Annotated in this window: 23 protein-coding genes; 19 read left to right on the top strand and 4 right to left on the bottom strand. The window is 70.6% G+C overall.

The genetic code is table 11. The annotated features are described in order from the left end of the window. Nucleotides 1-27: 27 nt before the first annotated feature. The 3 genes from ACZ7SW_RS15090 to ACZ7SW_RS15080 all read right to left on the bottom strand — a co-directional run bounded on the left by ACZ7SW_RS15090 (nucleotide 28) and on the right by ACZ7SW_RS15080 (nucleotide 2,533). Nucleotides 28-1,026: a 1-aminocyclopropane-1-carboxylate deaminase gene (locus tag ACZ7SW_RS15090; RefSeq protein ID WP_470230982.1), complete on the bottom strand. Its 999-nt coding sequence runs from the start codon at nucleotides 1,024-1,026 to the stop codon at nucleotides 28-30. Further along, nucleotides 1,023-1,664, bottom strand: a complete 642-nt coding sequence (locus ACZ7SW_RS15085) for a GntR family transcriptional regulator (protein ID WP_470230981.1) — start codon at nucleotides 1,662-1,664, stop codon at nucleotides 1,023-1,025. The genes ACZ7SW_RS15090 and ACZ7SW_RS15085 overlap by 4 nt, the downstream gene beginning before the upstream one ends. A 509-nt stretch (nucleotides 1,665-2,173) precedes the next feature. Continuing rightward, nucleotides 2,174-2,533 (bottom strand): DUF1844 domain-containing protein, encoded by a 360-nt coding sequence (locus tag ACZ7SW_RS15080; RefSeq protein ID WP_470230980.1) that lies wholly within the window; start codon nucleotides 2,531-2,533, stop codon nucleotides 2,174-2,176. 282 nt (nucleotides 2,534-2,815) lie between these two features. Here ACZ7SW_RS15080 and infC point away from each other — a divergent pair, with 282 nt between their 5' ends. The 7 genes from infC to pheT all read left to right on the top strand — a co-directional run bounded on the left by infC (nucleotide 2,816) and on the right by pheT (nucleotide 10,292). Next, nucleotides 2,816-3,379, top strand: a complete 564-nt coding sequence (infC, locus tag ACZ7SW_RS15075) for a translation initiation factor IF-3 (RefSeq protein WP_200864208.1) — start codon at nucleotides 2,816-2,818, stop codon at nucleotides 3,377-3,379. A gap of 76 nt (nucleotides 3,380-3,455) precedes the next feature. Beyond that, on the top strand, nucleotides 3,456-3,650 hold the full coding sequence (rpmI, locus tag ACZ7SW_RS15070; protein WP_470230979.1) for a 50S ribosomal protein L35: 195 nt from the start codon (nucleotides 3,456-3,458) through the stop codon (nucleotides 3,648-3,650). Nucleotides 3,651-3,714: 64 nt separating this feature from the next. Next, nucleotides 3,715-4,092, top strand: a complete 378-nt coding sequence (gene rplT / locus ACZ7SW_RS15065; protein WP_009079612.1) for a 50S ribosomal protein L20 — start codon at nucleotides 3,715-3,717, stop codon at nucleotides 4,090-4,092. Next, nucleotides 4,089-4,889: a TrmH family RNA methyltransferase gene (locus ACZ7SW_RS15060; RefSeq protein ID WP_470231297.1), complete on the top strand. Its 801-nt coding sequence runs from the start codon at nucleotides 4,089-4,091 to the stop codon at nucleotides 4,887-4,889. The genes rplT and ACZ7SW_RS15060 overlap by 4 nt, the downstream gene beginning before the upstream one ends. 3 nt (nucleotides 4,890-4,892) lie before the next feature. Next, nucleotides 4,893-5,513, top strand: a complete 621-nt coding sequence (locus ACZ7SW_RS15055) for an AAA family ATPase (protein ID WP_470230978.1) — start codon at nucleotides 4,893-4,895, stop codon at nucleotides 5,511-5,513. A 1,153-nt stretch (nucleotides 5,514-6,666) separates the two neighbouring features. Beyond that, the gene (gene pheS, locus ACZ7SW_RS15050; protein ID WP_470230977.1) at nucleotides 6,667-7,722 is read left to right on the top strand and encodes a phenylalanine--tRNA ligase subunit alpha; all 1,056 of its coding nucleotides are present in this window, start codon (nucleotides 6,667-6,669) and stop codon (nucleotides 7,720-7,722) included. Next, the gene (pheT, locus tag ACZ7SW_RS15045; protein WP_470230976.1) at nucleotides 7,722-10,292 is read left to right on the top strand and encodes a phenylalanine--tRNA ligase subunit beta; all 2,571 of its coding nucleotides are present in this window, start codon (nucleotides 7,722-7,724) and stop codon (nucleotides 10,290-10,292) included. The genes pheS and pheT overlap by 1 nt, the downstream gene beginning before the upstream one ends. Nucleotides 10,293-10,406: 114 nt before the next feature. On the opposite strand, the gene ACZ7SW_RS15040 is transcribed toward pheT, so the two are convergent. Beyond that, nucleotides 10,407-11,096, bottom strand: coding sequence for a DNA alkylation repair protein (locus ACZ7SW_RS15040; protein ID WP_470230975.1), 690 nt, complete (start codon nucleotides 11,094-11,096; stop codon nucleotides 10,407-10,409). Nucleotides 11,097-11,226: 130 nt separating this feature from the next. On the opposite strand from ACZ7SW_RS15040, the gene ACZ7SW_RS15035 reads away from it, so the two are divergent. From ACZ7SW_RS15035 to tyrS, 12 genes are all read left to right on the top strand, one after another. After that, nucleotides 11,227-12,828: an alpha/beta hydrolase gene (locus ACZ7SW_RS15035; RefSeq protein WP_470230974.1), complete on the top strand. Its 1,602-nt coding sequence runs from the start codon at nucleotides 11,227-11,229 to the stop codon at nucleotides 12,826-12,828. 194 nt (nucleotides 12,829-13,022) lie between these two features. Then, complete coding sequence (locus ACZ7SW_RS15030) at nucleotides 13,023-13,499, top strand: helix-turn-helix domain containing protein (protein WP_470230973.1); 477 nt, start codon at nucleotides 13,023-13,025, stop codon at nucleotides 13,497-13,499. Nucleotides 13,500-14,214: 715 nt separating this feature from the next. After that, nucleotides 14,215-15,243 carry an N-acetyl-gamma-glutamyl-phosphate reductase gene (argC, locus tag ACZ7SW_RS15025; protein ID WP_470230972.1) on the top strand — a complete coding sequence of 343 codons (1,029 nt, stop codon included), beginning with the start codon at nucleotides 14,215-14,217 and terminating at the stop codon, nucleotides 15,241-15,243. After that, entirely contained in the window at nucleotides 15,240-16,400 is a 1,161-nt protein-coding gene (argJ, locus tag ACZ7SW_RS15020; protein WP_470230971.1) for a bifunctional glutamate N-acetyltransferase/amino-acid acetyltransferase ArgJ, read from the top strand. The genes argC and argJ overlap by 4 nt, the downstream gene beginning before the upstream one ends. Next, nucleotides 16,397-17,332, top strand: coding sequence for an acetylglutamate kinase (gene argB, locus ACZ7SW_RS15015; RefSeq protein ID WP_470230970.1), 936 nt, complete (start codon nucleotides 16,397-16,399; stop codon nucleotides 17,330-17,332). Before argJ ends, argB begins: the two co-directional genes overlap by 4 nt. Beyond that, entirely contained in the window at nucleotides 17,329-18,534 is a 1,206-nt protein-coding gene (locus tag ACZ7SW_RS15010) for an acetylornithine transaminase (protein ID WP_470230969.1), read from the top strand. The genes argB and ACZ7SW_RS15010 overlap by 4 nt, the downstream gene beginning before the upstream one ends. Then, nucleotides 18,534-19,460 (top strand): ornithine carbamoyltransferase, encoded by a 927-nt coding sequence (gene argF / locus ACZ7SW_RS15005; RefSeq protein WP_470230968.1) that lies wholly within the window; start codon nucleotides 18,534-18,536, stop codon nucleotides 19,458-19,460. The genes ACZ7SW_RS15010 and argF overlap by 1 nt, the downstream gene beginning before the upstream one ends. Next, on the top strand, nucleotides 19,457-19,957 hold the full coding sequence (locus tag ACZ7SW_RS15000; RefSeq protein ID WP_470230967.1) for an arginine repressor: 501 nt from the start codon (nucleotides 19,457-19,459) through the stop codon (nucleotides 19,955-19,957). Before argF ends, ACZ7SW_RS15000 begins: the two co-directional genes overlap by 4 nt. Beyond that, nucleotides 19,954-20,937 carry an argininosuccinate synthase domain-containing protein gene (locus tag ACZ7SW_RS14995; protein WP_470230966.1) on the top strand — a complete coding sequence of 328 codons (984 nt, stop codon included), beginning with the start codon at nucleotides 19,954-19,956 and terminating at the stop codon, nucleotides 20,935-20,937. Before ACZ7SW_RS15000 ends, ACZ7SW_RS14995 begins: the two co-directional genes overlap by 4 nt. A gap of 24 nt (nucleotides 20,938-20,961) precedes the next feature. Next, entirely contained in the window at nucleotides 20,962-22,377 is a 1,416-nt protein-coding gene (gene argH, locus ACZ7SW_RS14990; RefSeq protein ID WP_470230965.1) for an argininosuccinate lyase, read from the top strand. Between the two features lie 44 nt (nucleotides 22,378-22,421). Beyond that, complete coding sequence (locus tag ACZ7SW_RS14985) at nucleotides 22,422-23,057, top strand: DNA-3-methyladenine glycosylase (protein ID WP_470230964.1); 636 nt, start codon at nucleotides 22,422-22,424, stop codon at nucleotides 23,055-23,057. 32 nt (nucleotides 23,058-23,089) lie between these two features. Further along, nucleotides 23,090-24,364: a tyrosine--tRNA ligase gene (gene tyrS, locus ACZ7SW_RS14980; RefSeq protein ID WP_470230963.1), complete on the top strand. Its 1,275-nt coding sequence runs from the start codon at nucleotides 23,090-23,092 to the stop codon at nucleotides 24,362-24,364. The last annotated feature ends 178 nt before the right edge of the window (nucleotides 24,365-24,542 follow it).

Here is a 24,542-nt window from a genome sequence, read left to right as displayed (position 1 = left end):
TCGAAGAGCCCTTCACGGACAGTCGGGTCAGCCGAGGACGCTCGTGTACGCGTTGATCGCGGGCTGCCCGCCGAGGTGCGCGTACAGCACGTTCGAGTCCTTCGCGATCTCGCCGGTGCGGACGAGGTCGATCAGCCCGGCCATCGACTTCCCCTCGTACACCGGGTCGGTGATCATCCCCTCCAGCCGCGCCGCGGTACGGATCGCGTCAAGCGTCTGCTCATCCGGAATTCCGTAGACCCCGGCGTGATAACGCTCGTCGAGTTCCGCTTCTTCGACTGACCCGGCCTCGATCAGCTCCGCCGTGCTCTTCGCGATCCGGCCGATCTGCTCGCACGTCTCCTCGGGCTTCGCCGACGCGTCGATCCCCAGGATCCGCCGCGGCTTCCCGCTCGCTGCCGTCCCGGCCATCATCCCCGCCTGCGTGCTGCCGGTGACCGAGCAGACCACGACGGTGTCGAAGAAAACGCCGAAATCGCGTTCCTGCTCTTCCAGTTCCAGCACCCAGTTCGCGAAACCGAGCCCGCCGAGCGGATGGTCCGAGGCGCCGGCCGGGATCGCGTACGGTGTGCCGCCGTTCGCTTCGACCTCCGCGAGCGTCTGCTCCCAGCTCTCCTTGAAACCGATGCCGAACGCGGCGTCGACGAGCCGGACGTCCGCGCCGAGGATCCGCGACAGCTGGATGTTGCCGACCTTGTCGTGCAGCGGATCGGCCCAGTCGACCCAGCTTTCCTGCACCAGCACGGCTTTCATCCCGGCCCGCGCCGCCGCGGCCGCGACCTGCCGCGTGTGGTTCGACTGGACGCCGCCGATCGAGACGAGCGTGTCCGCGCCCTTGGCCAGCGCGTCGGCGACGAGGTATTCGAGCTTGCGCGTCTTGTTGCCGCCGTAGGCGAGGCCGGAGTTGAGGTCCTCGCGCTTGGCCCAGACGGCCGCGCCGCCGAGGTGGTCGGTGAGCCGGTCCAGCCGGTGCACCGGCGAAGGCCCGACGAGCAACGGGAAACGGGGGAAGTCAGCCAGGCTCACGCGTCCTCCAGGAGGGCTTCGAGGTCGGTCCAGATCATTGAAGTGAGCTGTGCGGCGGTTTTTTCGTCGCGGGCTTCGAACGCGGCGATGAGCTCCTCGTGCCGGGCGACCGACCGATGCGCGGGCAGCGAGCTGAACCGGGCGTATTCGAGACGGCGCAACAACGGCGTGTAGCGGTCGAGTGTCGCCGCGACCGCCCGGTTGCCGCACGCCCGCACCGGAATGTCGTGCAGTTCGTCGTCCGCTTCGATCGCCTTGCCGACGTCTCCCGCGGCGACGGCTTCGCGAAAGCGGTCGTTGGCCTCGCGCATTTCCGCGATCTGCCCCGGACCGAGCCGGGCTTCGCGCACGGCCAGCTCGTGCAGCGCCCGGACGAGCCGGACCGCGTCGCGTACGTCGCCGGCGTCGAACTCGGCGACCCTCGTGTAGCTCTGCGGCTTGGACACGACCAGCCGGTCCTCGGCCAGCCGCAGCAGCGCCTGCCGGACCGGGGCGCGGGAAAGCCCGAGCTGCTCGGCGAGGTCGGCGTCGCGCAGGGGAGTGCCCGGCGGGAGGCTGCCGTCGATGATGGCGTGCCGGATGCGCTCGTACGCCTCGTCGCGCAGCAACGGCCGGGAGACCTTGGGGAGTGCACTCACATCTAACATGTTAGATGTCGGGGACGGCTGGAGGCAACGGCCGGAGCGAGGGGGCGCTGCTTCTGGGGCGGTGCCGCAGGGTTCCCGCGGGTGGCGCGGCAGGATTTCGCGGCAGGGTTTCAGGGTGACGCGGCGGGCTCTGCGCTTCTTCGGCGAGCCGGGCCATCTGCGCGAGCTGCGTGTCCGCGCCGACCCTGGTCGCACGCACCGCGATCCGGCCGCCGGACATTCACCGTCGCTCCAGGGGGGTGGTGCGGCGGGGGCTCCGGGGCGTGGTGCGGCGGGGTTCAGACGGTGATACGGCGGGGGCTCCAGGGTGGCGCGGCGGGGTTCAAGCGGTGGTGCGGCAGGGCTCCAGGGTGACGCGGCGGGGCCGCCGATCGCGCCGCACGGTTCCGCTCCCGAACGCCCGCGTGCCGAGCCCCTCAGCACCGCCCGTCCTCGCCCGGAAACGGCGAAGACCCGCCCCGGCGGCATCGCGGAGCGGGTCTTCTCTGGGAATGCGGGCCTCAGTAAACCGGCCCGGTGTACTTCTCGCCCGGCCCCTGGCCCGGCGGATCCGGCACGACCGACGCTTCGCGGAACGCCTTCTGCAGCGACTGCAGTCCGTCGCGAAGGGGTCCGGCGTGCAGGCCGAGGTACTCGGCGGAGGCGGTCACGAGCCCGGCGAGCGCGGTGATGAGGCGGCGCGCCTCGTCGAGGTCGCGGTGCGGCGAGTTCTCCGGGGCGGCGTCGGCGAGGCCGAGCCGTTCGGCCCCCGCGGACAGCAGCATCACCGCGGCGCGGCTGATCACCTCGACGCTGGGGATCTCCTCGAGCCCGCGGTCGTCGGGGGAATACGGGGGCGGTGGCGAAGGTTGTTCAGGCACGTCTGGTACCCTTCCATGTGCGACCAGCTCCCGAGCGATCGGGGGCGGCAAGTGGAGCCCCGCTCCCACCCGTCTCACCGCTTCAGGTGTCCGGGTCCGGTCTCGCCGAAGTGGTGCATGCCGTCCTGGCAGCGTACTGCGGAGGCGAAGCGTTCGGCCTCGCGGCCGGGCGCGATCGGAGACAGAGCGGGCCCCGTGCACCGGCAGCAGCCGGAGGCGGGGCCTGAGTCATGAGGGCACCAGGTCGAAACGAGAAAACACAACTCGGACCAAGGAGGCCCCATCAGCTCCGAGACACGCATCAACGACCGCATCCGGGTGCCGGAAGTCCGGCTCGTCGGCCCTAACGGCGAGCAGGTCGGCATTGTCCGGATCGAAGATGCGCTGCGGCTTGCGCAGGAGGCGGATCTCGATCTCGTCGAGGTGGCCCCGCAGGCACGCCCGCCCGTGGCCAAGCTCATGGACTTCGGCAAGTTCAAGTACGAGAGCGCGCAGAAAGCCCGCGACTCCCGGCGCAACCAGCATCTGACCGTCATCAAGGAACAGAAGCTGCGGCCGAAGATCGACCAGCACGACTACGAGACCAAGAAGGGTCACGTGTCGCGGTTCCTGGCGGCGGGCAACAAGGTCAAGGTCACGATCATGTTCCGCGGTCGCGAGCAGTCCCGGCCGGAGCTCGGTTTCCGGCTCCTGCAGAAGCTCGCCGACGACGTCACCGAGCTCGGCTTCGTGGAATCGTCGCCGAAGCAGGACGGACGCAACATGATCATGGTGCTGGCCCCGCACAAGAACGTGAAGCCGAAGGCGGCGAAAGCCGAATCGGCCGAATCGGCTCCCGAGGCGTAGCGCCCCAGCGCCGACCAGCACAGTCAGCGGCACACCGGTGATCCGGTGTGCCGCCGCACGGAAGAGGACTACAACCATGCCGAAGATGAAGACGCACAAGGGCACGTCGAAGCGCGTCCGCGTGACCGGTTCGGGCAAGCTGCGTCGCCAGAAGGCCGGCCGCCGCCACCTGATGGAGAAGAAGTCCAACCGCCTCACCCGCCGTCTCGAGGGCACCACCGAGGTCGCCCAGAACGACGTCGGCCGCGTGAAGCGCCTGCTCGGCCGCTGAGGCCCGCACCCTTTCCCGACCACCCCGGGGTCCTCGCACCCCCCGAATTCGACAGGATGGACCAGTGGCACGCGTCAAGCGGGCGGTCAACGCCCAGAAGAAGCGTCGCGCGACTCTCGAGCTGGCCAGCGGTTACCGCGGCCAGCGTTCGCGGCTGTACCGCAAAGCCAAGGAGCAGACGCTCCACTCGCTCAACTACGCCTACCGCGACCGCCGCGCGCGCAAGGGTGACTTCCGCCAGCTGTGGATCACCCGCATCAACGCGGCCGCTCGCGCCAACGGCGTCACCTACAACCGGTTCATCCAGGGCCTGAAGGCCGCCGGTGTCGAGGTGGACCGCAAGATCCTCGCGGACCTCGCGGTCAACGACGCGGCCGCCTTCACCGCGCTCGCCGAGCTGGCCAAGGCGAACGTCACGACCGGCGAAGCGAAGTCGGCCTGACCAGCAGCGTCTTCCGGCCCGGGGCGGATCCGTTCACCGAACGGACCCCCCGGGTCGTTGCCGCGCGCAAGCTGACCCGGCGCGCGGAACGAGAGAAAACCGGCCGCTTCCTGGCCGAAGGGGTCAACGCCGTCACCTCGGCGCTCGCGCACGGGACAGTCCACGAACTGTTCGTCACCGAACGCGCCGCCGCCGCGCACCCTGCTTTGCTCGCCGACGCTCCTCGCGTGTCGCCGATCACCGACCGCGCGGCCGCGGGTTTGTCGGAAACTGTGACGCCGCAAGGAATCATCGCGGTCTGCTCGCTGGTCGACCGTCCACTGGAGACAGTCCTGGCCGCGGCCCGGCTGGTGGTGGTCCTGGTCGACGTCGCCGAACCCGGCAACGCGGGCACCGTGATCCGCGTAGCCGACGCCGCCGGCGCCGACGCGGTAGTCCTGGCCGGCGACACCGTCGACCCGCACAACGGCAAAAGCGTCCGCGCCGCCGCAGGTTCCACCTTCCACATCCCGCTGGCCCGCGCCCGCGACGTCCCGTCGGTTCTGACGGCACTGCGCTCGGCCGGCCTCCGAACACTGGCCGCACACGGTTACGCCTCGACCTCGCTGGAGACTGTCCACTTCGGAGACCCGGTCGCGTGGATCTTCGGCAACGAAGCCCACGGCCTGTCCGGAGATGTCTTGTCCTCTGTGGACGAAGCAGTCCGAATCCCGTTGTACGGCAAGGCGGAAAGCCTCAACCTCGCGACCGCCGCCGCAGTCTGCGTCTACACGGCGGCGATGGCCGCGCGGCGCTAGACCGTGCGGGACCTCCGGCACGTCTACTGGATCGGCGGCGCCCCCGGCGCGGGCAAATCGACGATCGCCCGCCGCCTCGCCGCCCGCCACGGCTGGCACCACTACGCGACCGACGACACGATGCGCGAGCACACCGCCCGCACGACTCGGGCTTCGGCTCCGATGCTGCACGCCTTTCTCGCCATGAACATGGACGAACGCTGGGTCCGGCGATCTCCGGACGTCATGCTGGAGACGTTCCACTGGTTCCGCGGCGAGGGCTTCGGGCTGATTGTCGAAGATCTCCTTCGCCTGCCACCGGAACCTCGCGTCGTCGACGGCCTCCGCCTGCTGCCGCATCTGGTGAAACCCCTGCTGACGGTTGCGGAACAGGCCGTGTGGCTCCTGCCGACGCCGGAGTTCCGCCACGCGGCGATCGAAGGCCGGAGCGCGCCAGGGGAGGATTTCGTGTGGCGGACCAGCGATCCGGCCCGGGCCGCCCGCAATCTCGCCGAACGGGATCGGATGTTCGCCAGCCACCTGCGCGAGGAGACCTCGCGACTCGGGTTGCGGGCGATCGAGGTCGACACCGCGACTTCGGAGGACGAGCTTTTTCGGCAGGTCGCGACCGCCTTCCGCCCCTGACTCCCGGCTACGTTCGAAGGGTCCCGCCGCGCGCTTACGCTTGCTTGGCGCGCGATCGCCGTTTTGCGCCGCCAGAACCATCACCGATCATGACCGCGGCTGCGTTGCGCAACTCTTCGCCTCCTGCCGCGGATATCAGAAGCCGCCCGGTGAGGTGCCCGATGCCTGGTGCGTCGACAGTTAGTTCCGCGCTTCCGATCGGCTTGCCGCTCTCGCGCCGCGCCTCTGCCGGGGCCCGGCCGCCCTTCCACCGCACTAGTGCCGGGATTCGTTCGTTCTCGCGCCGTACCCGTGCGGGGACTCGGTCGCCCTTCGGTCGCTCCCGTGTCGGGGTTCGTTCGTTCTCGCGCCGTACCGGTGCCGGGACTCGGTAGCCCTTCCGCCGCACTAGTGCCGGGGTTCGTTCGCTCTCGCGCCGTGCCCGTCCTGGGACCCGGCCACCCTCCTGCGGTGTCCGGGCCCGGGATCTGCCTGCCCTCCTGCGGTGTTCCGTGCCGGGATCTGTCCGCCCTCCTGCGCTGTCCGTGCTGGGATCTGTCCGCCCTCCCGCGGTCTCCGTGCCCGGGATCGGGCCACCCTCGCGCCGCGCCCGCGCCGCCCGCCAGCCGCGCCCGTGCCGGGACTCGGTCGTCCTCCGATCGCACCCCGTGTCGCCCTCCCGTCGCACCCGCGCCGCTCTCTGGTCGCACCCTTGCCGGGATCCGGCCGCGCCCATTGCCGCGCGCCCGGCCGCGTCGCCAGCCATCCTCGCCAGCTGCCGCCATCCGAGCCGCGCATTCCGGCTGTCCAGCCCGAGCCCCGATCCCGCGATCCGCGCTCCCGCACATCCCAGGACCTCTCCCGGACACCTCAAGACTTCGCCCGCCGAGCACGGCAGCCCCGCCGTCCCGGGCCCGTCCCGCCGCCGTCCCGCGCGGGCCGCCGCGGCAAGCCGGTCGAGTGATGGTCCTCACCTGATCCGCTGACGTCCGTTCGGGTCCTCGGCGACGGTCGGTCGTGATCACGGGGCGGATCCGGCGCAGCCGCTCCGGAAGCGGAGGGTGAGCGGCCGGGCCCGGCGCCCGATCCCCTAGACTGAGCTGCCCGATGTGCACGTGCGGCGGCATGCCCGCGTGCGGCCGACAACACCAGTCCCAGTGGACGCCGAGGAGTCATGTCCGGAGCCACAGAACAGCCGGTCGACGTGCTCGCACCGGAGACCCTGCGCGCGGCGATCAAGGCGGCCGAGGACGCCTTCGCCGGCGCGGCCGACCTGGACGCGCTCGCCGCCGTCAAACCGGCACATCTCGGGGACCAGTCTCCGGTGCTGCTGGCGCGCCGGGAGATCGCCGCGCTGCCGAAGCAGGAGAAGGCCGACGCGGGCAAGCGCGTCAACGAGGCCCGGCAGGCGGTGCAGTCCGCGTTCGACGCGCGCCGCGCCGCGTTGCAGGCCGAGCGCGACGAGCGCGTGCTTCGCGAGGAGGCCGTCGACGTCACGCTGCCGTGGGACCAGATCCCGCGCGGAGCCCGGCACCCGATCAGCACGCTGTCCGAGCGCATCGCCGACGTCTTCGTCGCCATGGGCTACGAGGTCGCCGAAGGGCCCGAGCTCGAAGCCGAGTGGTTCAACTTCGACGCGCTGAACTTCGGCAAGGACCACCCGGCGCGCCAGCTGCAGGACACGTTCTACGTCGGCGAGGAAGGCTCCGGCCTGGTGCTGCGCACGCACACCTCGCCGGTGCAGGCCCGCAGCCTGCTGCACCGCGACCTGCCGGTCTACGTCGTGTGCCCGGGCCGCACCTACCGCACCGACGAGCTCGACTCCACGCACACGCCGGTGTTCACCCAGGTCGAGGGCCTCGCCGTCGACAAGGGCCTCACCATGGCGCATCTCAAGGGCACGCTCGACGCGTTCGCCCGCGCGATGTTCGGCGAGAGCTCCAAGACGCGGCTGCGCCCGCACTTCTTCCCGTTCACCGAGCCGTCGGCGGAGGTCGACGTCTGGTTCGAGGAGAAGAAGGGCGGCCCCGGCTGGGTCGAATGGGGCGGCTGCGGCATGGTCAACCCGAACGTGCTCCGCGCGTGCGGCGTCGACCCGGAGATCTACTCCGGCTTCGCCTTCGGCATGGGCATCGAGCGGACCCTGCAGTTCCGCAACGGCATCCCGGACATGCGCGACATGGTCGAAGGCGACGTCCGGTTCACCCTTCCCTTCGGAACGGAGGCGTAGTGCGAGTCCCGGTGAGCTGGCTGACCGAGCATCTCGACGTGGATGCCGACGTCACGCCGCAGGACCTGGCCGACGCCTTCGTGCGGATCGGGATCGAGGTCGACGAGCTGAGCGAACTCGGCCCGGTGACCGGCCCGCTCGTGGTCGGCCGCGTCGCGGAGATCGAGGAGCTGACCGGCTTCAAGAAGCCGGTGCGGTTCTGCCGCGTCGAGGTCGGCGAGGAACCCGACCCCGAGCCCGACGACGCGGAACTGTCCGAAGAGGACGAAGACGAGGACGACGGCCCGCTCGAGAACGAGGGCCCGCACGGCATCAAGACGCGCGGCATCGTCTGCGGCGCGAGCAACTTCGCCGAGGGCGACCTCGTCGTGGTCGCGCTGCCGGGCGTGGTCCTGCCGGGCGATTTCGAGATCGCCGCGCGCAAGACGTACGGCAAGGTCAGCGACGGCATGATCTGCTCGGCGGCCGAACTCGGCCTCGGCGACGACCACAGCGGAATCCTCGTGCTCCCGCCGGGCACGGCGAGCCCGGGCGACGACGCGAAGGACCTGCTCGGCCTCGACGACACCGTCATCGAGGTCACGCCGACCCCGGACCGCGGCTACGCGCTGTCGATCCGCGGCCTGGCGCGCGAACTGTCGAACGCGCTCGACGTGCCGTTCGGCGACCCGGCGATGCTCGACAGCTTCCCGGAAGCCGAGGGCGAGGCCTGGCCGGTGCGGGTCGAGGACCCCGAGGGCTGCCCGCGGTTCGTGCTGCGCCGCGTCACCGGTCTCGACGCGACCGCACCGACGCCGTGGCGGATCCGCCGCAGGCTGATGCTGGCCGGCATCCGGTCCATCTCGCTCGCGGTCGACGTCACCAACTACGTGATGCTCGAGCTGGGCCACCCGCTGCACGCGTTCGCGACCGGCTCCATCCAGGGCGACCTGGTGGTGCGCCGCGCGAAGGCGGGGGAGAAGCTCACCACGCTCGACGACGTGGAGCGCACCCTCGACGCGGACGACATCGTGATCGCCGACGACAGCGGCGTCATCTCCCTGGCCGGCACGATGGGCGGCGCCAGCACGGAGATCACGCCGGAGAGCACCGACGTGCTTCTCGAGGCGGCGCACTGGAACCCGGCGTCGATCAGCCGCACCGCACGACGGCACAAGCTGTTCTCCGAGGCGGCGAAGCGCTTCGAGCGCTACACCGACCCGGCGCTGTGCGCGGCCGCGGTGGAACTCGCCGCGCGGCTGCTGCGCCAGTACGGCGACGGCGCGATCCGCCCGGGCCGCACCGACGTCGGCGGCGTCGCCCCGCACGCCCCGGTGACCATGCCGATCAACCTGCCCGACCAGATCGCCGGCGTGCGCTACGAACGCGGCGTCACCGTGCGGCGGCTCGGCCAGATCGGCTGCAAGGTCCAGCTCAGCACGAGCGACCAGGGCGTCGGCCTCGTCACCGCGATCCCGCCGAGCTGGCGCGGCGACCTCGTGCAGCCCGCCGACCTCGTCGAGGAGGTCCTCCGGCTCGAGGGCTACGACAGCATCCCGTCGGTCCTGCCCGCCGCGCCCGCCGGCCGCGGCCTCAGCGACGCCCAGCGCCGCCGCCGCGCGGTGTCCGGCGCGCTCGCCGAGGCGGGCTACGTCGAGGTGCGCCCGTTCCCCTTCATCGGCGACGCGGTGTGGGACGCCTTCGGCCTGCCCGAGGACGACATCCGCCGCACCACGGTGCGCGTGCGGAACCCGCTCGAAGCCGATCACGACCGGATGGCGACCACCCTCCTGCCGGGCCTGCTGGAGACGTTGCAGCGCAACGTTTCCCGCGGCCTGAAGGACGTGTCGCTGTTCCACGTCGGCCAGGTCGTGCTGCCGAAGCCGAACCAGCTCAAGGTCCCGGACCTCGGCGTCGAGCACCGCCCGAGCGACGAGGACCTCGCCGTGCTGGAGGCCGCCGTGCCCGCGCAGCCGGTGCACGTCGCCGTCGTCCTCAGCGGCCAGCGCCCGCGCGCCGGCTGGTGGGGCAAGGGCGACCAGGCAGGCTGGGCCGACGCCGTGCAGGCCGCGCGCCTGGTGGCCGAGGCCGCCGGCGTGCAGCTCACCGTGCAGGCCGCGGATCTCCTGCCGTGGCACCCGGGCCGCTGCGCCCAGCTGCGCGTGGGCGACTGGCCGGTCGGCCACGCGGGCGAACTGCACCCGAAGGTCGTCGAGGCCCTCGGCCTGCCGCCGCGCACGGTCGCCATGGAACTCGACCTGGACGCGATCCCGCTGCCCGACTCCCGTCCGGCGCCCAGCATCTCGGCCTACCCGCCGGTGCTGCTGGACGTCGCCCTGGTCGCCGACAGGGATGTCCCGTCCGCCGACCTCGCCGACGTGCTCCGCGAAGGAGCGGGCGAACTGCTCGAGGAGATCACCCTCTTCGACGTCTACGCCGGCGAGCAGCTCGGCGAAGGCAAGCGTTCCCTGGCGTACAAGCTCCGCTTCCGCGCCGCGGACCGCACCTTGACCGTCGACGAGGCCACCAAGTCTCGCGACGCCGCGGTCGCCGCTGCTGGCGAGCGCTTCGGAGCGACGCTCCGCGCCTGACCCGACGCTGTCCCCGCCCCGCGCTCCGGCCACCCGGCCACCCGGCCGGTCAGCCGGGGCGGGGGAGCGCTGGTGTCATGGCACCCTCCTTTCCTTTCCCGCAAACGGTTCGCTTCACCTGAGGTGCTTCATCGCCTCCCTTGTGGACAGTGGGGACAGCCCCGGGTGCGTCCGGACGAACTCGCGGACCCACTCCGGCTCGGCACGAGCATGGTCCCGCAACGCCCAGCCGATTCCCTTGCGCAGAAAGAAATCCCGATCGTCGAGGTTCGCCTCGATCGCGTCGGCGAGCAGCTTCTGGTCCACCTCGCCCTTCGCGCTGACCTGACAGATCACCGCCGTTCGCCGGCGCCAGCGATCAGCGTCTGTCATCCAGCGACGCAGAACCGGCGTGACCGCCGCCCGGTGCTCGCGCAGGATCGGCCCGACCCGGCGGATCGCGACCTCGTCGACGTAGTCCCACCAAGCCCCGGTGACGATCAGCTCGTCGTACATCTCCAGCAGGTCCGGGTCCTGCCACTGTCGATAGGCGCGGTGCCCAGAGAGGTCGATCGCCGCGTACCGCTCCTCGCGGTACTCCGCCTCCCGCCACAACGCGAGCATGGTTCCGGCGTAGGTCACTCGATCGGGCAGAACATGCTCGGCCAGGACCGCCTTCATGAGCTTGCCGCGCGACGGCTTCGGCACTCCGCGAAACGGCATCGCGGACTTCATGTACGCCTGCATTTCCGGTGCTTTGACCGGGTCCGCCAGCTCGGCGAGCCCGGTTCGCACCGCCGTGTTCAACGCTTCGCCCGCATCCATTGAAGACTGCCTCCATCGTCTCGGATCCCGACGATCGGGGGACGGCGCGGCTCGTGTCGGGAAACGAGATTCTGCCGCGCAGCCGGTAGCTTCGACGAGCCCGGGTTGCCGTCGGACGCAAAGGACCACTGTGAGGAAAATCGTCACCGCGCTGGCCGCCGCCGCTGTCGCGGCCGGAACGCTGGCTGTCGCACCCGCCGCCACCGCGATGCAGCCCCAAGGGCCGGATTACGCGCCGCCGCCGATCAAGTGGGGAGCGTGTTCCGCACCTGGCCTCGCCAAGGCGGGAGCCGAATGCGGATTCCTGGTGGCCCCGATGGACTACGCGCAGCCGTCGGGCAAGACGGTGCAGATCGCCGTCTCCCGGGTGAAGCACAAGACCGCGAAATACCAGGGCGTGGTGCTGGTGAATCCGGGCGGCCCCGGAGGTTCCGGGCTCGGTCTTTCGGTGCTCGGCCGGAACGTGCCCAAGCACGCAGGCGACAGCTACGACTGGATCGGCTTCGACCCTCGCGGCGTCGGCTCCAGCAAACCGGCTCTCACGTGCGACGGGAATTACTTCGCGCCCGCCCGCCCGGCGTATGTGCCGAACACGCCGCAGCTGGAGAGCACCTGGCGTGCTCGCACGAAGGGCTACGCCGAGGCCTGCGCGAAGAACGGCCCGCTGCTCCAGCACATGAAGACCACCGATGTCGCGCAGGACATGGAAAGCCTCCGCAAGGCGCTGGGCGAGAAGCAGATCAACTACTACGGCTTCTCTTACGGCACCTACCTCGGGCAGGTCTACAGCACGCTGCACCCGGACCGCATGCGCCGGATGGTGCTCGACGGAAACGTCGACCCGCGCAAGGTCTGGTACGACGCCAACCTGGACCAGGACGTCGCCTTCGACCGCAACATCAAGATCTACTTCGGCTGGCTCGCGAAGTACGACAACGTCTATCACCTCGGCAAGACCGGTTCGGCGGTCGAGCAGCTCTGGTACGCGCAGCAGCGGAAACTCGACCGGAACCCCGCGGGCGGCGTGATCGGCGGCGACGAATGGCTCGACGTCTTCCTGCAGGCCGGGTACTACGTGTTCGGCTGGGAAGACATGGCCAAGGCGTTCGACGGCTGGGTGCACCGCGGCGACTGGCAGTCGTTGAAGGCGTTGTACGACAAGTCGAACGCGCCCGGCGACGACAACGGATACGCGGTGTACAGCGCGGTGCAGTGCACTGACGTGCAGTGGCCGCAGGACTGGGACCGCTGGCGCCGCGACACCTGGGCCACCCAGCACCGCGCGCCGTTCGAGACCTGGAGCAACACCTGGTACAACGCGACCTGCCTGACCTGGCCCGCGAAGCCGGGCAAGCCGGTGGACATCGACGGGTCGAAGGCGAGCGGAGCGCTGTTGATCAGCGAGGAACTCGACGCGGCCACGCCGTACTCGGGCAGCCTCGAAGTGCGCAAGCGCTACCCGCGTTCGAGCCTCATCAGCGCGCCCGGCGGGACGACGCACGCCGGATCGCTGTCCGGAGTTTCGTGCGTGGACGACCGGGTCGCCGACTACCTCGCCACCGGGGCGTTGCCGAAGCGGGTGCGTGACGACCGCTCCGACGTCCAGTGCGCTTCGGTGCCGCAGCCGGTTCCGTCTCCGGTCGCCACCGGCGCGCAGCAGAAGGCCGATGCCCTGACGAAGGCCGCGGCTGAGGAGAAGCAGAGCCTGCTTTCCGGTTTGCTGCGTTTCTGAGCCGTTCTTCCCGGTGCCCCGGTCTGGCCTGCCAGACCGGGGCACTGTTCTTTTCCGCTGGTCCACCGATCCCCCTCGGTCGTTTTCGTGATCGCCGGGGACGCTACGGCGAGGGTCTGACAATTTCGGACCGCAGTCACTCGATCGCGTTAAGTGATCGAAAATTGTCGGGGGTCGCGGATACCTTCGCGGCCATGACGATCATTCAGGAGCACCGGACCGAGGTCCGGTCAGGAGATGTCCAGTACCAGGTCGCCGTCATCACCCGCACCGAGGACGGCGAGCCGGAGCGAGTCACCGTCACCGTCGGCGGGGAACGGCCGGACGGCGAACCCGTCGTCGAAGGCAGACTCGAACTCGACGTGACGTCCGTGGCGACCGTCGCGGAGCTGCTCGACACGAGCCTGCGCACCTTCGCGGGCGGCGGCTCGCGGCGAAGATCGCGCGGACGCCCGGCCCAGCAGGGCAGACCGTGGACCGACGAGATGGACGCGGACTTGGAAGCCCGCTGGCTCGCCGGCGATTCGGTGACCGAGCTGGCGCGCCATTTCGCGCGGACGCCGGGAGGGATCCGGGCGCGCTTGCCGCGGGTGGGCTGCGACCCGGAGCATCCGGGGAATCATCTGCCGACGCCGCCGAGTCTGCGCGAAGCGGAGGAGGGAGCGGACTGACGCATGCCCGCCGGGTTCGCATCCCGAGGCGGGCCCGGCGCGGCGTTGCCTGCGCAGTGGATTGGCGGCTTGGTGCCGGACAGACGGGTTGGGCGCCGGACAGGCGGGTTGGGTGGTGCCGGACGACCTGTGCTGCCCCGGTTGGCTAGGCGGACGCCGGTTTGGGTGACCGGTGGGTGGGTCTGGGAAGGCCGAGTTCGGATGGGGGTTGTGCCCGGGAAAACCGAGTTTGGAGAGCGGTTGTGCCTGGTAACGCCGGGTTCGGATGGGCGATTTGGGGTCCGGAAGAGCCGGGCCCGGGCGGATGGGACTGCGCGCTGGCCGGATGGTTTGGCGGCGAGAGGTGCGGCTGGCCGAACGACTCCGCGTCGCTGGACCACCCGCTGGCCGGATGGTCCAGCGAAGCGGGGCGGCTCGGATGGCCAGGCGACCCGTGGCTGGATGGCTCGGGTGATCGGCAGCGTGCGACTGGTTGGCTCGGGCAGCCGGGCGATCTGCGGCTGGGCGGCTCGGGTGGTCGGCGACCTGCGGGCGGATGACTCGGGAGGCCGGGCGACGTGCGGCCGGTCAGCTCGGCGAACCACGCGCTCTGGCTGCGCATCCCGCCGGCCGCTGATCTACGACGGGAGGCATCAACAGAAGTCCCGGGGAGGGGACGGTCAGGGTGAGCAAACCCTCTTTGTTTGAGCTTGCACGCTCGTGCATAATCATTCGTATGACGGTGAAGATCGCGGTAGCCGGTGCCAGCGGGTACGCGGGCGGCGAACTGCTGCGCCTGCTCCTGACCCATCCCGAGGTCGAGATCGGCGCTCTCACGGCGGCGAGCAGCGCGGGGACGACGCTGGGCACGCATCAGCCGCACCTTGTCCCGCTTGCCGGGCGCGTGCTGCTCGAGACGAACGCGGAGACGCTCGCGGGCCATGACGTCGTGTTCCTGGCTCTGCCGCACGGCCATTCGGCCGGGATCGCGGCTCAGCTCGGGCCGGAGGTGCTCGTGGTCGACCTCGGGGCCGACCACCGGCTCTCGGACGCGGCGGACTGGCGACGTTGGTACTCCGGTGAGCACGCGGGGCAGTGGCCGTACGGGATGCCGGAGCTTCCCGGTGCACGCGAGAAGCTGGTGGGAACCAAGCGAATCGCGGTTCCCGGCTGTTTCCCGACCGGCGGATCTCTGGCGTTGGCGCCCGCGCTGGCGGCGGGGCTGGTCGAGCCCGCGGTCACCGTGGTGTCGGTGACGGGGACGTCCGGGGCGGGCAAGAGCCTCCGGCCGAATCTGCTCGGGTCCGAGGTCATGGGCAACGCGAGTGCGTACGGCGTCGCTGGGGCGCATCGGCATACGCCGGAGTTCGTGCAGAACCTCTCCGGCGCGGCGGGCAAACCGGTGACGGTTTCGTTCACGCCGGTGCTCGCGCCGATGCCGCGCGGCATTCTCACGACGGCTAGCGCTCAACTCCTCGGAGACGTCGACGAGGCCGCGGTGCGCGCGGTGTACGAGAAGGCTTATGGCGCAGAGCCGTTCGTCCAGATCCTGCCCGAAGGAACTTGGCCGACGACCGCGGCGACGGTCGGTTCGAACAATGTCCAGCTCCAGCTCGGGATCGACGCTGACGCCGGCCGCCTGGTCGTCGTCACCTCGATCGACAACCTCGCCAAGGGCACCGCGGGCGGTGCCGTCCAATCGATGAACCTGGCGCTCGGTTTTCCCGAGGCCACCGGACTTTCCACCGTGGGAGTGGCACCGTGACCGTCACCGGACCGAAGGGTTTCCGCGCCGCGGGCGTGGCCGCCGGGATCAAAGCCTCCGGCGCGCTCGACTTCACGCTGGTCGTCAACGACGGCCCGCTCGACGTCGCGGCGGGGGTGTTCACCCGCAACGTGATCAAGGCCGCGCCCGTGCTGTGGTCGCAGGAAGTGCTGAAGCAGCAGAAGCTGAAGGCCGTCGTGCTGAACTCCGGCGGGGCGAACGCGGCCACCGGGCCGGGCGGGTTCCAGGACACGCACGCCACGGCCGAGAAGGTGGCCGAAGTGCTGGGCACCGGGGCGATCGAGGTCGCGGTGTGCTCCACCGGGCTGATCGGCGAGCGGCTGCCGATGCCGGCGGTTCTGTCCGGTGTGGACAGTGCGGTCAAGGCGCTGGACGCCAGCCCGGAAGCGGGGCTCAACGCGGCCACCGGCGTCATGACCACTGACACCAAGCCGAAGCAGGCGTTCGCCCAGCACGAATCAGGGTGGAGTGTCGGCGGATTCGCCAAGGGCGCGGGGATGCTCGCGCCGAACCTGGCGACGATGCTGTCCGTGCTGACCACGGATGCCGTGGTGGACAAGGAAACTCTCGACCGTGCGTTGCGCGCCGCCACGCACGTCACGTTCGATCGGCTCGACGTGGACGGCGGCACGTCGACCAACGACACGGTGCTCGTGCTCGCCTCGGGTGCCAGTGGCGTCGAGCCGACTGAAGCCGAGTTGACCGAGCTGCTCACCAAGGTCAGCCATGACCTCGTGCTGCAACTGCGGGCCGATTCCGAAGGTGCGACAAAGGATGTCGACGTCACGGTGAAGGGCGCCGCGTCCGAGGCCGACGCGATTGTCGTGGCCCGGACGATCGCCGAGGACAACCTGGTCAAGACCGCCTTGTTCGGGTCCGATCCCAACTGGGGCCGGATCGCGATGGCGCTCGGCCGCGCCCCGGCGCGGATCGACCCCGAGACGGTGTCGATCACGATCAACGGCGTCACCTTGTTCGCGGGCGGCACGACGGCTGAGGACCGGTCGGCGGCCGACCTGTCCGGGCGGGCCATCGACGTCGTCGTGGATCTCGGCGTCGGTTCGGACGAGGCCACGATCTACACCACGGATCTCTCGCACGCGTACGTGGAAGAGAACAGCGCGTACTCGTCATGACGGATACCGGAAGGCTCGTCTCCGCCGACGAACGGCTCGCCAGCGCGGCCGAAAAGGCCGGCGTGCTGATCGAAGCGCTGCCGTGGCTGCAGCGGTTCCACGGCGCGACCGTCGTGGTCAAGTACGGCGGCAACGCGATGATCGACGACCAGCTGAAGGCCGCTTTCGCCGAGGACATGGTGTTCCTGCGGCTGGCCGGCCTGCACCCGGTGGTCGTGCACGGCGGCGGCCCGCAGATCAGCGCGATGCTGTCCCGGCTCGGCGTGCCGGGGGAGTTCAAGGGCGGGCTGCGCGTCACCACGCCGGAGACCATGGACATCGTGCGGATGGTGCTGGTCGGGCAGGTCAGCCGCGAGCTGGTCGGCCTGATCAACGCGCACGGGCCGTACGCGGTCGGCATCTCCGGCGAGGACGCGCGGCTGTTCACCGCCGAGCGCAAACAGGCCACTGTGGACGGTGAGCAGGTGGACATCGGCCTGGTGGGCGAGGTCGCCGAGGTGAACCCGGACGCGGTGCTCGACATCGTGAACGCCGGGCGCATCCCGGTCGTCTCCACGGTGGCCCCGGACATCGACGGCGTGGTGCACAACGTCAACGCCGACACCGCCGCGGGCGCACTCGCCGCGGCGCTCGGCGCGGAGAAGCTCGTCGTGCTCACCGACGTCGAAGGCCTTTACGCCAACTGGCCGGACCGGTCGTCGCTGATCGACCGGATCGCCGTCGACCGTCTCGAACGCATGCTGCCCGGCCTCGCCAGCGGCATGATCCCGAAGATGGAGGCGTGCGTGCGCGCGGTGCGCGGCGGCGTGCGCGGCGCCCACGTCATCGACGGCAGACTCGCCCATTCGGTGCTGCTCGAGGTCTTCACCTCGCGCGGCGTCGGGACCATGGTGCTGCCCGAGGCAGCCCCCTCCGGAACGGAGAACGCGTGACTACCCTCAAGTCCAATGCGGACGGTCAGCAGCACTGGCAGTCGGCGGTCATGGACAACTACGGCACTCCCGGCCTGACCCTGGTGCGCGGCGAAGGCGCGCGAGTGTGGGACGCGGACGGCGCCGAGTACGTCGACCTGGTCGGCGGCATCGCGGTGAACGCGCTCGGCCACGCCCATCCCGAGGTGGTGCGCGCGGTCACCGAGCAGATCTCGAAACTCGGGCACACGTCGAACCTGTACGTGAACCCGGTCGCGGTCGAACTCGCCGAAACCCTTCTCGACGTCGCGGGCCTCAGCGGTCAGGGCAAGGTCCTGTTCGTCAACTCCGGCGCGGAGGCCAACGAGGCCGCGCTGAAGATCACCCGGCTCACCGGCCGCAGCAAGGTCGTCGCGGCGGAGGGCGCGTTCCACGGCCGCACCATGGGCGCGCTGTCGCTCACTGGGCAGCCGTCGAAGCGCGAGGCGTTCGAACCGCTGGTTCCTGGTGTCACGCATGTTCCGTATGGCGACGTCGAGGCGTTGCGGGCCGCTGTCGACGGCGAAACCGCGGCTGTCTTTTTGGAGCCGGTGCTCGGTGAGGCCGGGGTGATCCCGGCTCCGGACGGCTACCTGCAGGCGGCGCGCGAGATCACCAAGGCCGCCGGGGCGCTGCTCGTGCTCGACGAGGTGCAGACCGGGATCGGAAGGCTCGGCACCTGGTTCGGCTTCCAGCAGGCCGGGATCGTGCCGGACGTGATCACGCTCGCGAAGGGCCTCGGCGGCGGGCTTCCGCTCGGCGCGGTGATCGGCGTCGGCGCGGCGGGCGATCTGCTGAAGCCGGGCCAGCACGGCACCACTTTCGGCGGCAACCCGGTGTGCTGCGCGGCCGGGCTGGCCGTGCTGCGCACGATCGTCCGGGACGACCTGCTCGACCACGTTTCGGCGCTCGGCAAGGACATCGCCGCCGGCGTCGAGGCGCTCGGCCACCCGCTCGTCTCCGGTGTGCGCGGCGCGGGGCTGCTGCTCGGCATCGGCCTGCGCGAACCGGTTTCCGCGGCCGTCGCGAAGGCCGCGCAGGACGCGGGCTACCTCGTCAACCCGGTCGCCCCGGACACAGTCCGGCTCGCCCCGCCGCTCGTGCTCGACGAGCAGCAGGCGCACGGCTTCCTCTCCGCCCTCCCGGGCGCGCTCGACTCCACCACCACGAAGGAATCCGACTGATGCCTCGCCACTTCCTCCGCGACGACGACGTCACGCCCGCCGAACAGACCGCCCTGCTCGATCTGGCCGACCAGTTGAAGGCCGATCCGCTCGGCACGAAGGCACTGGCCGGACGCACGGTGGCGGCGATCTTCGAGAAGAACTCCACCCGCACCCGGTTCTCGTTCGAGGTCGGCATCAGCCAGCTCGGCGGGCACCCGGTGATCGTCGACGGCCGTTCGATGCAGCTCGGCCGCGAGGAGACGATCGAGGACACCTCGCGCGTGCTGTCCCGCTACGTCGACGCCGTTGTGTGGCGCACCTTCGCGCAGAAGCGCATCGACTCGATGGCGTCGGTCGCGTCGATCCCGATCGTCAACGCGCTCACCGACGAGTTCCACCCGTGCCAGGTGCTCACGGACCTGATGACCATCCGCGAGCGCAAGGGCAGGCTCGCCGGGCTCACTCTCACCTACCTCGGCGACGGCGCCAACAACATGGCGCATTCGCTGCTGCTCGGCGGAACCACGGCCGGGATGAACGTGCGCGTCGTGTCGCCGGAGGGGTTCCAGCCCGACCAGCAGGTGATGCTGGACGCCAAGCAGCACGGAGCCGAAACCGGCGGCAGCGCGACCGTGTTCACCGACGCGCGCGAGGCCGTCGAGGGTTCGGACGTGCTGGTCACCGACACCTGGACGTCGATGGGGCAGGAGAACGACGGCCTCGACCGGGTCGGCCCGTTCCGTGCCCTGCAGATCAACGCCGAGCTGCTCAAGCGCGCCGCCGACGAGGCGATCGTGCTGCACTGCCTGCCCGCGCACCGCGGCTGGGAGATCACCGACGAGGTGCTCGACGGCCCGGCCAGCGCGGTCTGGGACGAGGCGGAGAACCGGCTGCACGCGCAGAAAGCCCTGCTGGTCTGGCTGTTCGGGCAGAACGGCCGATGACCAGCAGCCGGGTCGGGCGCCAGGCGCGGATCACCGAACTGGTGTCCACGATGGCCATCCGCAGCCAGACGGAGCTCGCGCGGCTGCTGGCCGCCGAGGGGATCGACGTCACGCAGGCGACCCTGTCGCGCGACCTCGACGAACTCGGCGCGGTCAAGCTGCGCGGCGCCGACTCGGGCGCGCCGGTCTACGTCATCCCCGAGGACGGCAGCCCCGTTCGCGGCGTGCAGGGCGGCACCTCGCGGCTGTCCCGGCTGCTCGCCGAACTGCTGGTGTCAGCGGATTCGTCGGGCAACCTCACCGTGTTGCGCACGCCGCCGGGCGCCGCGCAGTTCCTCGCGAGCGCGATCGACCGGGCCGCGCTGGAGGAGGTCGTCGGGTCCATCGCGGGCGACGACACGGTCGCGGTGATCGCGCGCGAACCGCTCACCGGACGCGACCTCGCCGAACGGTTCACCGCGCTCGCGCAAGGTTCGGCGGAAGGGGAGGAGCCGTGACCCGGCGGGTCGTGCTCGCCTATCCGGGCGGGCACGGCTCTTCAACGGCGCTGAATCTCCTTGCGGGACAAAGCGAAGTGGTCGCCGTCGCCGTGGATTTCGGTGCGGGCGACGTAGACCTATGCGGCCTCCGGCGGCAGTCGATGGCCGACGGAGCCGCCGAAGTCGTGGTCGCGGACGTCCGTGCGGAATTCGCGAACGACTACTGTTTGCTTGCGCTGCAAGCGAATGCGCTGATTCTCGACCGCCACCCCCTGGTCCTGGCCCGGCCGCTGCTGGCGAGCCAGCTCGTCGCGACCGCGAGGGACCGGAACGCGTCGACTGTCGCGCACGGTGGCGGAGACGCGTTGTCCAGCATGATCGCGACGCTCGCGCCGGACCTCGAGATCGTCGAACTCGGCGTCCGAGGCAGGCAGGAGTTGTCGACGAGCCGGACTTTGTGGGGCCGGACCGCGAACGATGGCTACCGCTGCACCGAGGACGCCGTAGTGAACCTCGGCATGCCGGACGAGGTGGTCGTCACCTTCGAACAGGGGGTGCCGGTCGCGGTCGACGGCGAGACGGTCAGCGTGGCCGAGGCGGTGCAGCGGCTCGGACATCGGGCCGGGCCGCACGGGATCGGCCGGTTCGAGGCATACGACACGCCGGGCGCGGCGGTGCTGATCGCCGCGCATCAAGAGCTGGAATCGGTCACCCTGGACCGCGATCTGGCGCGGTTCAAACGCGGCGTCGACCGCCGGTGGGCCGAGCTGGTGCACGACGGGTTGTGGTTCTCGCCGCTGCGCGAGCCGCTGGACGCGTTCGTCCGGCAAGCGCAGGAGCGCGTGTCCGGCGAGGTGCGGCTGGTGCTGCACGCGGGCAGCGCGACCGTCGCCGACCTGCCCGGGAGGCGGCTTCGCCCGGTCGGACGGCGGTACCGTCCGGGCACCGGGCAGACTCCGCTGGGGAGCACCCAGCATCCGAGCACCCAGGCGTCCTGAGACGCCGGACGAGAGAGGCAGAACGTGAGCGGGAAAGACCAGCCGGTGCAGCTGTGGGGCGGCCGGTTCGCCAGCGGGCCGGCCGAGGCGATGGCGGCGCTGAGCGCCTCGACCCACTTCGACTGGCGCCTCGCGCCCTACGACATCGCCGGGTCGCGCGCGCACGCCCGCGTGCTGAGCAAGGCGGGTCTGCTCACCGAAGCGGAACTGGCCGGGATGCTGGACGCGCTCGACACGCTGGCGCAGGACGTCGCGTCCGGCGCGTTCACGCCGACGATCGCCGACGAGGACGTGCACACCGCTCTCGAACGCGGGCTGCTCGAACGCGCCGGCACCGAGCTGGGCGGCAAGCTGCGGGCAGGCCGGTCCCGCAACGACCAGGTCGCGACCCTGTTCCGGATGTGGCTGCGCGACGCCGCGCGCCGGGTGGTCGCGGGCACGCTCGACGTGATCGACGCACTGGTGTCGCAGGCGTCCCGGCACCCGGACGCGATCCTGCCCGGCCGCACCCACCTGCAGCACGCGCAGCCGGTTCTCCTGGCGCACCACCTGATGGCCCACGGCCAGGCGCTGCTGCGCGACGTCTCCCGCCTGCGCGACTGGGACGCCCGCACCGCGGAATCGCCGTACGGATCGGGCGCGCTCGCCGGTTCGTCGCTCGGCCTCGACCCGGAAGCGGTGGCCGCCGAACTGGGCTTCGACACCAGCGTGGAGAACTCGATCGACGGCACCGCCTCGCGCGATTTCGTCGCCGAGTTCGCGTTCGCCGTCGCGATGCTTTCGGTGAACCTGTCGCGGATCGCCGAAGAGGTGATCATCTGGAACACCGCCGAGTTCGGCTACGTCACGCTGGACGACGCGTGGGCCACCGGCAGCTCGATCATGCCGCAGAAGAAGAACCCGGACGTCGCGGAGCTGACCCGCGGCAAGGCCGGACGGCTGATCGGCAACCTCACCGGCCTGCTCGCCACGCTCAAGGCGCAGCCGCTCGCGTACAACCGCGATCTGCAAGAGGACAAGGAACCGGTCTTCGACTCCGTCGAACAGCTGGAACTGCTCTTCCCGGCGATCGCGGGGATGCTCGGCACGCTCACCTTCCACACCGACCGGCTCGCCGAACTGGCTCCCGCCGGGTTCACGCTGGCCACCGACATCGCCGAATGGCTGGTGCGCCAGGGCGTACCGTTCCGCGTCGCGCACGAGGCGGCGGGGGAGAGCGTGCGGGTCGCGGAGGCGCGCGGAGCCGGGCTCGACGAGCTGACCGACGAGGAGTTCCAGGCCATCAACCCGGCGCTCACCCCCGCGGTACGCGAAGTCCTGACCGTCGAAGGTTCGGTGCGTTCGCGCGACGCACGCGGCGGCACCGCGCCGGACCGCGTGGCCGAACAACGGGAACGCCTGGTCGAGCGCGTCGCGGCGCATCGGCAATGGCTGAAGTGATCTGTCGTCAGGCCGCTGGCTAGGCTGGCGGCCTGACGAGGGGAGTGCGTGTGGACCGGTTGTTCCGGCGCGAAGAACTGGCACTGGACCCGGTCGACCTGGCTCGGCTGCTGCTCGGCGCCGTCCTCGAGGCCGACGCGCCCGAAGGCCGGGTCGGGGTGCGGCTCGTCGAGGTCGAGGCCTATCGCGGGCTCGACGATCCCGCTTCGCATTGCTACCGCGGCAAAACCCCGCGCAACGCAGTGATGTGGGGTCCCGCCGGACACCTCTACGTGTACTTCGTCTACGGCATGCACTTCTGCGCGAACGTCGTCGGCACCGAGGACGGCCAGCCGGGCGCGGTGCTGCTGCGGGCAGGCGAGGTCGTCGAGGGCGCGGACATCGTGCGGAAGCGGCGGCCGAACGCGCGCGGCAACGGCGAACTCGCCAAGGGCCCGGCCATCCTCACCTCCGTGCTGGGCCTCGCCCGGGAACAGAACGGCGTCGATCTCACCGACCCCGAATCTCCGGTGCGGCTGCGCGTCGGCGAACGCGTGCCCGCGGACCACGTGCGCACCGGCCCGCGCGTCGGCGTCGCGATGGCGATGGAGACGCCGTGGCGGTTCTGGGTCGACGGCTCGCCAGCCGTCTCGACCTACCGCCGCGGCGGGAAACGCCGGCAGGTGCGACCCGCGGGTTAACGGTTTGACCTGGTGGGGGATCATCTACAGGTGTGAGTGAGCACATCCTTGACGAGTTGTCCTGGCGCGGCCTGATCGCGCAATCCACCGACGTCGACGCCCTGCGCCGAGAACTCGACCACGGCCCGCTCACGCTCTATTGCGGCTTCGACCCGACCGCGCCCAGCCTGCACGCCGGCAACCTCGTGCCGCTGCTGATGCTCAAGCGGTTCCAGCGCGCCGGGCACCGGCCGATCGTGCTGGCCGGCGGTGCCACCGGGATGATCGGCGACCCCCGCGACAACGGGGAGCGCGCACTGAACACCCTGGACGTCGTCGCCGACTGGGCCGGGCGGATCCGCGGGCAGCTGGAGCGGTTCGTGGACTTCGACGATTCGCCGACCGGCGCGATCGTCGAGAACAACCTCGACTGGACCGGGAAGCAGAACACGCTGGAATTCCTCCGGGACGTCGGCAAGCACTTCTCGGTGAACGTGATGCTGAACCGGGAGACGGTCAAGCGCCGGCTCGAGGGCGACGGCATGTCCTACACCGAGTTCAGCTACCTGCTGCTGCAGTCGCAGGACTACCTGGAGCTGTACCGCAAGCACGGCTGCAAGCTGCAGGTCGGCGGTTCGGACCAGTGGGGCAACCTCGTCGGCGGCGTTGACCTGATCCGCCGCGTCGAAAGCGGCACCGCGCACGCGCTGACCGCGCCGCTGGTCACCGACGCCGAGGGCCGCAAGTTCGGCAAGTCCACCGGCGGCGGCAACGTGTGGCTCGACCCGGAGCTGACCTCGCCGTACGCCTGGTACCAGTACTTCGTGAACGTCGGCGACGCAGACGTGCTCCGCTACCTGCGCCTGTTCACCTTCCTCGACCAAGAGGAGATCGAGGCGCTGGCGAAGGACACCGAAGAGCGTCCGCACCTGCGCGCCGCGCAGAAGAAGCTGGCCGAGGAGTTCACGAACCTGGTGCACGGCGAGGACCAGACACGCCAGGTCATCGCGGCGAGCCAGGCGCTGTTCGGCCGCGGCGAGCTGACCGGGCTGGACGCGCCGACGCTCGACGCGGCGATGGCCGAGGTCCCGAACGGCAAGGTCGAGCCGGCCGGCGACGCGACGATCGTCGACCTGCTGATCGCCGGGGGACTGGTGGACAGCAAGGGCGCGGCGCGGCGCACCGTCAAGGAGGGCGGCGCGTACGTGAACAACGTGAAGATCGCCGACGAGGAGTGGAAGCCCTCGGCTTCCGACGCGCTCCACGGCCGCTGGCTCGTGGTCCGCAAGGGCAAGCGCAACGTCGCCGGCGTCCGCGTCGGGGGCTGAGCTCCGCTCCGGGCCCGAAACAGGGGGTCTGACCTGCGGAAACGCAGTTAAGGTACCCCCCTGTTTCGGGCCCTGCGAGGGCGTGTAAAGTTCTCCAAGTCGCCAGGGAAACCGGGTGGCCGCCGGGACACGAACCAAGCTCTCGCCTCTAGGGTGATTGAGTGGGTGTCCCACCATA

The organism is Amycolatopsis sp. NPDC114484 (assembly GCF_055633755.1).
This window is presented reverse-complemented; position numbering and strand designations above follow the sequence as displayed.

What these genes read in the sequence shown, in the direction of transcription:
- ACZ7SW_RS15000 (WP_470230967.1), top strand. Translation starts at nt 19,457, where the DNA reads ATGACCAGCAGCCGGGTCGGGCGCCAGGCGCGGATCACCGAACTGGTG.
- pheS (WP_470230977.1), top strand. Translation starts at nt 6,667, where the DNA reads ATGTCCGGAGCCACAGAACAGCCGGTCGACGTGCTCGCACCGGAGACC.
- argF (WP_470230968.1), top strand. Translation starts at nt 18,534, where the DNA reads ATGCCTCGCCACTTCCTCCGCGACGACGACGTCACGCCCGCCGAACAG.
- ACZ7SW_RS15030 (WP_470230973.1), top strand. Translation starts at nt 13,023, where the DNA reads ATGACGATCATTCAGGAGCACCGGACCGAGGTCCGGTCAGGAGATGTC.
- argC (WP_470230972.1), top strand. Translation starts at nt 14,215, where the DNA reads ATGACGGTGAAGATCGCGGTAGCCGGTGCCAGCGGGTACGCGGGCGGC.
- rpmI (WP_470230979.1), top strand. Translation starts at nt 3,456, where the DNA reads ATGCCGAAGATGAAGACGCACAAGGGCACGTCGAAGCGCGTCCGCGTG.
- argB (WP_470230970.1), top strand. Translation starts at nt 16,397, where the DNA reads ATGACGGATACCGGAAGGCTCGTCTCCGCCGACGAACGGCTCGCCAGC.
- ACZ7SW_RS15040 (WP_470230975.1), bottom strand. Translation starts at nt 11,096, where the DNA reads ATGGATGCGGGCGAAGCGTTGAACACGGCGGTGCGAACCGGGCTCGCC.